Origin of the sequence: Pseudoflavonifractor sp. AF19-9AC (assembly GCF_003478995.1) — a bacterium.
GTDB lineage: Bacteria > Bacillota > Clostridia > Oscillospirales > Oscillospiraceae > Lawsonibacter.
Window position 1 is genome coordinate 1 of the sequence record NZ_QUGI01000011.1, and the last position, 9,717, is coordinate 9,717.

Sequence of the window (9,717 nt, forward strand, 5' to 3'; positions counted from 1 at the left end):
AGGTAGTGTCAACAGTTTTGCGCAAATTGGTTTGCAGACTCTTGGATGAATGAAGTCAGCCGGCAATGGAGGCGTCTTCAACGGCAGCCTCCAGGTGCTTCATATTCATGTACTTCTTGTTGCCCCACTGGGTGCCAGCCACATGGCGAAGTCGGGCACAAACCAGCATGAGGGCGGAGTTGCCGTCTGGGAAGCTGCCCACCACACGAGTGCGGCGGCGGATCTCCCGGTTCAGTCTCTCAATGACATTATTGGTGCGGATGCGAGTCCAGTGTTCGCTGGGAAAATCGCAGTAGGTCAGCGTTTCCTCAATACCATCCTCCACCTTTTTAGCAGCCTCCTTCAGCTTCATAGAACGTAGTTCCTCCACCACGGCTTTGGCCTTCTCCCGGGCAGCTTTCTTGCTTTCCTGAGAGTGGATCGCCTTGAGCATCTTGGCCACCAGCTTCACCTTGGAGCGAGGCGTGACAGAGAACACGTTGCGGTAAAAATGGACAGTGCAACGCTGGTACTTGGCTTTGGGGAACACTTCTCCCATACCCAAGCACTTGTCTCCAACCACCAGCTTGACCCCGTCCAAGCCACGGCTACGCAGCCACTGGAAGAAGCTGACCCAGCTGGCCTTGTCCTCTTTCATGCCCTCAGCGGCACCCAGGACCTCACGGTATCCATCCTCATTGACCGCAATCGCCACCAGAATGGCTACATTTTCAAACTCTCCGCCCCAGTTGCGGCGCAGATAGATCCCATCCACATAGACATAAGGTTAAATCATATTAGGAAAACCGACTGCCGAAGTTGGGGTAAGGCGGTCAGCCCGCCTCGGGTTGGGAAACAGTATTGAGCTGGATGTATTCCGCAATTCTGCGCAGTTCGTCGGCAAACTTAAATTTCACACTAATGTTGCCGTTCTCATAAACCTTGATATGATCCACAAGCTCAATGAGGATTTCCCGTGTAAGCGTACTGATATTTTGGTATTTCATAAAGGCAACCAGGGCGGGGTGTTCATTGTTGACCCCGTTGGCAAGCTCGTCACGTTCAGCGGTCAGCCGGGCCAGTATATCGGTCAGGTTGGCCGTTTTCTGCTCGTAATCCGCTTTCATTTCGTGATATTCCTGCCGGGTGATTTCCCCGTCCTTCCAGTCCTGGTAAATGGATTGCTTATACCGGCTCACCTTTGCCAGTTCCCGCTCCTTGGCGGCAATCAGGTCATTCAGCCGGTGGGATTGGCACCGCTTGGCCGGGGCCGCATTGATACGGGCCACCAAGTCAGAATAGGAAACAGCCAGATGCACCTGTTGCTGGATAGCAAACAGAACAGCGGCCTCCAGGCGGTTGTGCTTGATAGAGTGCATGGTGCAGGCTTTTTTGGACATATTTTTGTAAGTGGAACAGGCGTAATATACGTTCCCGTTTTTATTTGAACTCCGCGTCAAAGCCCGGCCACAGTCCGCGCATTTGAGAAATCCACTAAACACATGAACTTCCCGCCCCTGGGGAGATGTGCGCGTGTCACGTTTCAAAAGCGACTGCACCATGTCAAAGGTTTCCCGGTCTATGATGGCCTCATGGGTGTTGGAAACACGCACCCACTCCTCCTCCGGAACCGCCTCAATTTCATGCACCTTGTAACTTTTCACCCGGTAGCGGCCCTGGGCCAAATCGCCCGCATAGGTCGGATTAGTCAGGATCGCATGAATCATGCGGCCCGTCCACATTGTATGACCTGACCCCTTTTTCCCAACAGGCAGCCCTTTACTCTGTTTATACACAGATGGGCTTGGTATGCCGTGTTCATTCAGATAGATGCCGATAGCCCGCTTGGAAGTCCCCTTCAGCAGCAGCGAGTAGATGAGCTTTACCACCGGGGCGGCGTCAGGATCGACCACCAGCTTGTGCTTGTCCTTCGGGTCTTTCAAGTAACCATAAGGCGCATAGGACGCGATATACTGGCCGTTGCGCCTCTTGTAGTCGAATACCTGCCGGATTTTCTTGGACGTCTGAAAACAGTAATTGTCGTTCATTACGTTTGTTATGGGGACGAGGATATTGGAAACGCTGTCCGGGTCACGGTAGCTGTCCACGTTTTCCGCAAGACTGATAAAGCGGACACCCATCTGAACAAAGAGATTGTCAATCAGGCTCCCGGCGTCACTGTAATTCCGGGCAAACCGGGAAAGGTCTTTTACAATGACGCAGTTGATTTTACCTTTCATCACGTCGGACAGGAGCCGTTGAAAATCTTCCCGGTTGGCGTCTGTTCCCGTATGGCCGTCATCCACATATTCCTCAGAGCTGCGGAACTCGTCAGCATGGCGTTGACAGAACTCGGTGAGCAGATCGCGCTGGTTTTTCACGCTGTTGCTATCGTCCTTGCCCTCCTTGGCCTTTTTCAAATCCTCCTTGGAGAGCCGGATATACATTCCCACATCCCAGCGGCGGGTGGTATAGGTTGGGGCGATAGGTTGCTGCTGCCCCCGGTTTTTGGTTCGTGCCATTTGTACCTCCTTCCCTATCACATTACACCTATATTATACCTCTGTTCCGGGGGTACATCAAGGATGCCTCCGCCTCGGGACAAAGTGTCTCAGAGCCGGAACAGACTGCGGCGCAAGGGTTTTAGAGCCCGCTCTTCTGCCGGACAAGCAGGTCGGCCAGCTTGTCCTGGAGCGAGGGGCCGTCCTCGGAAAACTCAATCTTGACTCCCACGCCGCCCACACAAAAGCAGTAGGGATTGATGGCTCTGGCAAGGAACCGAGCCAGCCGATCCTCCATCGGGAGCTTGTTATCAAAGGCCATGCCGCTCACGTCGGGCAGCTTGTCCGCCTCCACAGCGCCGATGTTGACGCTCCGCATTTCCTCCAGTTCCTGTGCTGTCAATCGCACGGTACGACCTCCTCTTATGTAGTAATGTGTTCCCGGTGGGGAAACGAAAACGGACGGCAAAACTGCCGCCCGTTTTCCTTGCTCCACCCTTGGGACAAAGTGTCTCAGATTTAATAGGGGCTGCGCTCGTAGTGGGCCTGGGCCTCCTCCAAGGTGGTATAATCGAATACTTCATGCAGTTCGGCCATGACCTTCTCGATGGCGGCGGGCCGGTAGCCGCACCGCTCCAGGGCCAGAATCACATAGCCCCGGCAGGCCCCCTCACTCCACGGCTGGGAGAGCAGGGCCGCCAGCTCTGGCTCAATGTTCATGGGACACCTCCTCCCGGTCTAAGCCCGCCTTCCGTTCCTTGACCGCGATAACCGGCAGGCCCTCCAGCTCCGGGGGCAACGGCCCCCGAAACAGGCGGGAGCGGTTGGCGACGAGGATCACATCGGCGCTGCCCTCCCGGACGGCCTGGATTACAGATTGCAGCCCGACACGCTCCAAGGTTGTGCCGGGGCAGCCGATGTCCATGTGTATCTGCTCCACCTCCATCCCCTGGGCCTTGGCATAAGCCAGCAGCGCGTCCTTTTGGCCCAGGATGGCATCCAGTGTAAAGGAATTTTCCGGGCCGTCCACCCGGCAATAGAGGATCGCTTTCATGTTGTCAGTCTCCTTCGTATTTTCAAAGTAGGGAGCGCCGCGCTGTTCCGTTCGGCCTGTCAACAGACAGCAATTCCCGGCGCGGCGCTCCCGCACAGGCGGCGGTGAAACATGGGGGACAGCGGCCAGCTTGTCCACCTGCGGATCGTGGCCGCGAACCGGCCCCAGCTCACTCGCGGCGCTGGTGTTCCTCGCTCGTTCCCCGTGGAAGGAAGTCACCGCGCACCCGCCGCCCGGCTCCCCGCGTCAGCCCAAGTCCTCCCGCCGTATCTGTGCAGAGGGCAATAAATACCCCTCTATATACCAAGGGAAGAAAACGGGCAAAAGCGAAACAGTAAACCGAAAATTTTTCTAAAAAATTTTCCGCATCGTCTCCAGCCCCCGGTCAATGGCGATTTGTACCGCCCGGCAGCTCACGCCCTCGGCCTCTGCAATCTCCTGGACAGACTGCCCCAGCAGGAAGTGGGCGTCAATGCGCCGCCCCTGGGCCGGGGGCAGATGGTTGAGGGCGCAGCACAGCCGCTGGATAGTCACGGCGCGGGCCATAAACTCCTCCGGGGACGGCTCGAACTCACAGATGGAGTGTTCAATACCGTCATCCGCGTCCAGAGAGTAGTTGGCCTTGTTGCGTTTCATACGCCGCCAGTGGTTGATCTCATAGTCCTTGTCGGCCCGGAGCTCCTCGGCCACCTCGTCGCTGACCTCGATGTACTCGTCCACCTTGTACCAGTAGAAATACTTCCGCAGATTGATGGTTGTCATTTGTATGTTCCTCCATTCAGAATTTTTAGATAGGGGTCGGGTCGTGTTCTGAATGGAGCCCCGGCGGAGATCGGCATCCTGGACAAAAACCTACTTGTTTCCTGTGGAAAATGCCGAATTTTTCAAAAGCAGCCGAAATCTGCCCGCCCCTCGAAAAAAGGCGGCAAAAAGTTCGACGGCTTTCCCCGGCGTTTGCTAAAATCAGATAGCAAACGCCGGAGAAAACCGTCGAATAGAGAAGGGGCGCGGACAGTTGAACGGTCCGCGCCCCCAAAACAGGCGGTGGGATATGTCTCCTCCATGCCCCCCTTCCGGGGGATGGGTCAAAAGGGATACTTCTCTCTCACTGACGGCCTCCTTCGCGCCGCCGCCCTGTTACCGGGTTAATACGCCTCCTTTGGGACAAAGTGTCTCACGGCCAAGGGCGGGTGGTGTTCGGGTTGTCGCCCTTGCCGCTGGGATAGCGTGCAGCAGGGTCATTCCACGTTGTCGATGTATCTCTGGCAGAACCGCATCATAATCACGGCGATCTGCGCTCTGGACGCCTCCCCTGTGGGGGCCATTGTGGTGTCGCTGGTGCCGGTCAGCAGGCCCTCGGCAAAGGCCCAGGCCAGGGCGTCCCGCGCCCAGCTATCTTCGGGAATGTCGGTGAACCTGGACAGGTCGCCGCTGGCGGAGATGTCCCAGCCCATTTGATAGGTGAAGTTGCGCAGGACAACGGCCATCTGCTCCCGGGTCAGGCCCTCGTCGGGCCGGAAGGTGCCGTCCCCAAAGCCGCCCGCCACGCCATTGGCAACGGCCCAGGCGATGGCGTCCGCGCTCCAATAGTCCTCGTCCACGTCGGTGAAGTTGGAGTCGCCCTCCACGTCGGGCTGGCCCACCATGTTGTAGAGAATCTGCATAATCATTCCCCGGCTGACGGGAGTGCTGGGACTAAAGGTGGTAGGGCTGGTGCCGGACATGATGAAGTTGCCATAGACGTACTTGGCCCCCTCGATGTACCATGCGCCCTCCGGCACGTCGGTAAAGGGCATATCCACGTCAAAGGTGACGGTGATGGTCACGTCGCCCTCCGGCTGGGTGAAGGTGTAGGGGCCGTCCTCCTGGACGGTCACGTCCACGGGATCGCCGTCCTCGTCGGTGACGGTGACGGAATCCACCTTATAGCGTTCCGCAGGCTCGGCGGTGATGGTCACGGTGTCACCGGCCTTGGGTTTCTCCGGGGTCACAGTAACAGCGCCGTTTTCCGGCTCGGTGACGCCGGGGGTGTAAGTGGGATTGCTGGGGGTCGTTCCACCGCCGCCGCTGCTGGGCCGCCGGGTGACAGTAAAGCTCACCTGGGCCGCGGCCGTCGTGCCGTCATTGTAGGCCACAGTGATGGTGGCCGTATAGGTGCCGACGCTCAGACCGGCGGCGGGCCGGATCGTCCAGGTGGAGATGCTCCCGCCAGCGGGGACAGTGGAGCCGCTGCCGCCAATCACAAAGCTGGCGTTGTCCACGGTGACGCCGGAAATAGTGGCGTCGCTGTTCCCGGCGCTGGAAATGGTGATGGCCTTGGCCTCCGGCTGGGCGTAGCCGGTATAAACGCTGTCAAAGGTAGGGGCGGTGACGTTGAGGATATAGGTAGGCTCGGCCCCGGTGGAGATGGTCACACTTGCCGCCTCGCCGGTAAAGCTGGTGTCCGTGCTCTTGACGCGCACCTGATAGCTGCCGGGGGCAAGGCCGGTGATCTCCGTGCCGGTCAATTCAGCATTCTTCCAGCTCTGGCCGCTATCGTCGGAAATCTCATAGCCCACCCCTGCGGTCAGGCCGGTGATTTTGCCGTCCTCCCGGCCCTGCACGGTTTCATTGACCCCCTGGACAGCGGGCGCGGCAGGCCGTGTAAGGGGGATTGCCGTCCCCGCGCTGGCCGGAGCGCCGTCCTCGTCTGCCGCACGGCGGATATAGAGGGGCTGGCCAATGTAGCTGGTGATAGAACCTTCGGGAATGATAGTCCCGTCAAAGCCCTGGGCCGTGTTGACCTCGTAGCCGCTATCGACGGTGATGGTTTCCTCCGTGTAGTTGATGGAATACCCCTCGCCCGTCTCCGGGGCGGTGTAGGCGGTGTAGACCTTGACCTCAGCCTCCTGGGACGCCTCGGCGGTGGTGGTTTCCGCCACGCGCACATAGAAGGTGTACTCTGTGGCCGGGGTCAAGCCGGAGAATTGATAGGCGCTGCCCCAATCGCCGCTTTCCATTCTGTACTCCCAGGCCGCGTTATAGGGCAGGGTGATGGAGTTGGCCGTCACGGTGGCCTCGCCCACGGTGGGAGCCTCCCCCGCGCTGGTCTTGGTGGTGACTTTGAGCTTGGCCTCTGCGCTGGCAAAGGCGGGGGTGTCACCCGTGACAGCCGGATAGCGGGCGTAGATGGTGTACTCGGTTCCGGCGGTCAGATTATCAAAGGTCAAGCTGCCGTCTGTGCCGCTCTGCCAATCATCGCTATCTCCCAGCCGATACTGAACGCCGGTTTCGGCGGTAATTGTGATGCTGGTATCCGTCTTATCGCTCACCTCCGGCGCGTCGGGGGCCGCAGGCCGAGCCGGGATGGTCAGGGCCTCCGTGGTGGGGGCGCTGGCGTAGCTATCATCCGTGGCCGCTGTGCGGAAATAGACCGTTACCTGCTCCGAACCGTCCCAGCCGAAAGAAGTCAGGGACATATCTGCGGAGCAGCCCTGCCACTGGCTTGGGACACTTTGTCCCATAGCTATGCCGTACTCCATGCCCGTATTGGTGCCGGACAGGGACTCGTCCTTATAGTCGATGGTGGGCAAAGTTGGCGCGGTGCCTCTGGCCGGGGCCGCAAGGGTTTGGACGGCACTCTTAAAGGCGCTACCTGTGGCCGCCGCATAGATGTAAATGGTGCCCTCCGGGTCTACAGGGACAAGGGAGCCGTTGCCCTGCGTCCAGCCCTCGGCGGAATAGTCCGCGCCGGTGGTGTTGTAGTAATACTCGCTGGAAATCTCCACACCCTCGGCCTCAGTGTCAATTTTCAAATCGGGCGCATCGGGCCGCTCTGCGACATTCACAGTAGCCGCATCGCTGGCGGGGGAGCCGTTCTCGGTGGCCGCGTGACGCACCTGGAAGGTGCCGCCGGGGGAGATAGACAGAGCGGTGCCGCTGGCTGTCCAGGTATCGCTGTTGGACAATTTCACCTCATAGCCGCTTGTCGCCGTCACGGTTTCATCGGAATAGTTGATAGAATATCCCTCTGTCCCGGTGGGGGCGGCATAGGCCGTGTAAATGGTGGTGCCGGAACTGGCCGGGGACGGGTCATAGAAATTATTCCCGGCGTAGCGGGCGAAGAAGGTGTAGGCCGTACCAGCTTGCAGACTATCAAAGACCGTCTCGGTCTGCCAATCGTCATCATCGGTAGGAGCCGTGATGCCGGTGCCGCTACCCTCCACGCAGGCATACTGAACAGCGCCCTGCCCGGAGCCGGTGACAGTGTTCAGCGTGATGCTGTTGGCCGTGGGCTGGGTGTCTGTACTCACAGAGGGCGCATCGGGCGCGTTGCCCTGGGATGCCTTGGACACGGTGAGGATGCCGGTGCCGCTGCCCGACAGCAGGTTGCTGCTGCTGGCAGGCGTGTAAACGGCGGTGATAGTGTATGCCGTATCGCCGGGTTTCCAGTCGTCGCCCTTCAACGCCAACTCATACTTTGCGGTGCCGTCCGTTACATTTCCCGGTGTGCTGTTCAGCGGGATGCCCGTTGCTGCGCCCCGGTAGAAGGTCACAGTGCCATCGGTGACGTTGCCGCTATTCTTTGTGACCGTGGCCGTCAAAGTCACAGTAGAGCCGTAGGTAACAGAAGTCACGGTACTTCCGCCGCTGGTTATGCTCAAGGCAACGCTTACGGCAAAATCATTGACGCTCACGGATATGGAGCCGCTGTTCGTAACCGTTCCGCTGCCGGTCAATTTGCCGGGGCCGTTAATAGTGCCTCTGTTGGTCAGGGTCACGCCCTTGGGGATGGTCAGGGTAGTGTTCTGGGGAACCGTCAGCGTATAGCCTTGTTCAAGTGTAAAGTCCTCCTCAATGGTCTGGTCGCCGTACACGGTGCCAGCTTTGCCCTGGAAGATGACACCGCTCCAGACGGCTGTTTCACTGGCGCCGATGGCAGCGCCGCTATGAAAGCCGTTGCCGCTGCTGGCAAAAATCACCGCGTTGCCGCCCTGTGTGGAGAAGGTTCCGGGGTTGCCGCTGTCAGCAATAGCCGATAAGCCGAAGTTGGCGCCGCCACCGCCGCCGCCAATGCCCGCGCCCGAGCCTCCTATCCCGGTGTCACCGCTTTTTGCAGTCACCAGGCCGCCGGTGATGGCGACGGGGGCGCAATCCCCTCCCTTGCCGCCTGCTGTCTTACCGCTACTGCCGCCACCGCCGCCAATGCCCGCGCCGCTGCCTGAATGACGAATCGTTTTGCTGGTTGCGGTCACAGTGCCGCCATAGATGGTGACGCTGCCGCCGACGCCCCCCGCACCACCGGTCGCACATTGGGGGTCGCCGTTGTCAGAGTTGACACCCCCACCGCCGCCACCGCCGCCAATACCTGCGCCGCCGCCAGCCTGGCCAGCACCGCCAGTGGCAGTTACGGTGCCGCCGTAGATGGTCACAGTGCCGCCAGCGCCACCATTGCTGCCAATAGCACCTATGCCACCTTCGCCACCTTCGCCGCCTGCGCCGCCGATGCCCGCGCCTGAGCCGCCATATTCGGCAGTACCACCGGTGGCTGTTACGGTGCCGCCGTAGATGGTGACCGCGCCGCCATTGCCGCCGCCTGCGGCGCCGATACCGGCGTTGCTACCCGTACCACCGCTGCTGCCTTGGGCGGTAGCGGTGAGGGTGCCGGTGCCTTCCTCCTGGCCATAGATGGTGAGGCTGTTGCCCGTCGCCACGGTGATGCCCGAGCTGGCCGTCAGGGTGGCATTATCCCCTAGAATCAGGTGGACGTCCCCGGTGACGGTGATGCGGGTATCGATAGTCACCTCGTCTGTTACAACGTACCAGCCGGTGCTCCAGGCGGTCTGATTCGTTACAGTGGTGTAATCGTTGGCTGTGTTTGTTTTCCATTCTTCCGACTTCGTGTCATAGAAATGGTAGCTGACTGTTTCCTCCTCTGCCCCCGCCGTGACGGGCAGCATACCCGCCAGCAGGGCGAGACATAAGAGGAACGCTCTGAGGCGCTCATAGATTGGTTTGGGTTTCATTTGTGCGTGTGCCTCCTTTGAAAATTTGGAAAATGATTTGCTATATCGTCAGCCCCCGGTCTGCTGCCAGGGTGCGGGGATGGGGTGGAGCTATGGGACATTTTGTCCCATAGGGAAAAGGTGAGGTGCAGCTTTGCAATAAGTGGGTTTGCCCCGCTGGATTTATCCAGCGGGGGGA

At 59.4% G+C, this 9,717-nt stretch carries 6 protein-coding genes and 1 pseudogene; all 7 read right to left on the bottom strand.

The features are described from left to right. Window positions 1-55: 55 nt before the first annotated feature. Window positions 56-766, bottom strand: a pseudogene (locus tag DWX58_RS14545) (IS256 family transposase); the annotation flags it as partial. Between the two features lie 46 nt (window positions 767-812). Further along, window positions 813-2,501 carry a recombinase family protein gene (locus tag DWX58_RS14550; RefSeq protein WP_118645189.1) on the bottom strand — a complete coding sequence of 563 codons (1,689 nt, stop codon included), beginning with the start codon at window positions 2,499-2,501 and terminating at the stop codon, window positions 813-815. A gap of 121 nt (window positions 2,502-2,622) precedes the next feature. Beyond that, a complete protein-coding gene (locus DWX58_RS14555; RefSeq protein WP_118645192.1) occupies window positions 2,623-2,889 on the bottom strand; it encodes a DUF6870 family protein in 267 nt (88 codons plus the stop codon). Window positions 2,890-2,999: 110 nt separating this feature from the next. Beyond that, the gene (locus DWX58_RS15785; protein WP_243093546.1) at window positions 3,000-3,200 is read right to left on the bottom strand and encodes a hypothetical protein; all 201 of its coding nucleotides are present in this window, start codon (window positions 3,198-3,200) and stop codon (window positions 3,000-3,002) included. Next, the gene (locus DWX58_RS15790) at window positions 3,190-3,534 is read right to left on the bottom strand and encodes a recombinase family protein (RefSeq protein WP_243093548.1); all 345 of its coding nucleotides are present in this window, start codon (window positions 3,532-3,534) and stop codon (window positions 3,190-3,192) included. Before DWX58_RS15790 ends, DWX58_RS15785 begins: the two co-directional genes overlap by 11 nt. 351 nt (window positions 3,535-3,885) lie before the next feature. Next, the gene (locus DWX58_RS14565; protein ID WP_118645195.1) at window positions 3,886-4,296 is read right to left on the bottom strand and encodes a sigma-70 family RNA polymerase sigma factor; all 411 of its coding nucleotides are present in this window, start codon (window positions 4,294-4,296) and stop codon (window positions 3,886-3,888) included. 476 nt (window positions 4,297-4,772) lie between these two features. Then, window positions 4,773-9,539: an S-layer homology domain-containing protein gene (locus DWX58_RS15950; protein WP_147382282.1), complete on the bottom strand. Its 4,767-nt coding sequence runs from the start codon at window positions 9,537-9,539 to the stop codon at window positions 4,773-4,775. Between the last annotated feature and the right edge of the window lie 178 nt (window positions 9,540-9,717).

Excerpts from the sequence above, each read along its gene's own strand:
- DWX58_RS15950 (WP_147382282.1), bottom strand. The coding sequence starts at position 9,539 with ATGAAACCCAAACCAATCTATGAGCGCCTCAGAGCGTTCCTCTTATGT.
- DWX58_RS15790 (WP_243093548.1), bottom strand. The coding sequence starts at position 3,534 with ATGAAAGCGATCCTCTATTGCCGGGTGGACGGCCCGGAAAATTCCTTT.
- DWX58_RS14565 (WP_118645195.1), bottom strand. The coding sequence starts at position 4,296 with ATGACAACCATCAATCTGCGGAAGTATTTCTACTGGTACAAGGTGGAC.
- DWX58_RS14550 (WP_118645189.1), bottom strand. The coding sequence starts at position 2,501 with ATGGCACGAACCAAAAACCGGGGGCAGCAGCAACCTATCGCCCCAACC.
- DWX58_RS15785 (WP_243093546.1), bottom strand. The coding sequence starts at position 3,200 with ATGAACATTGAGCCAGAGCTGGCGGCCCTGCTCTCCCAGCCGTGGAGT.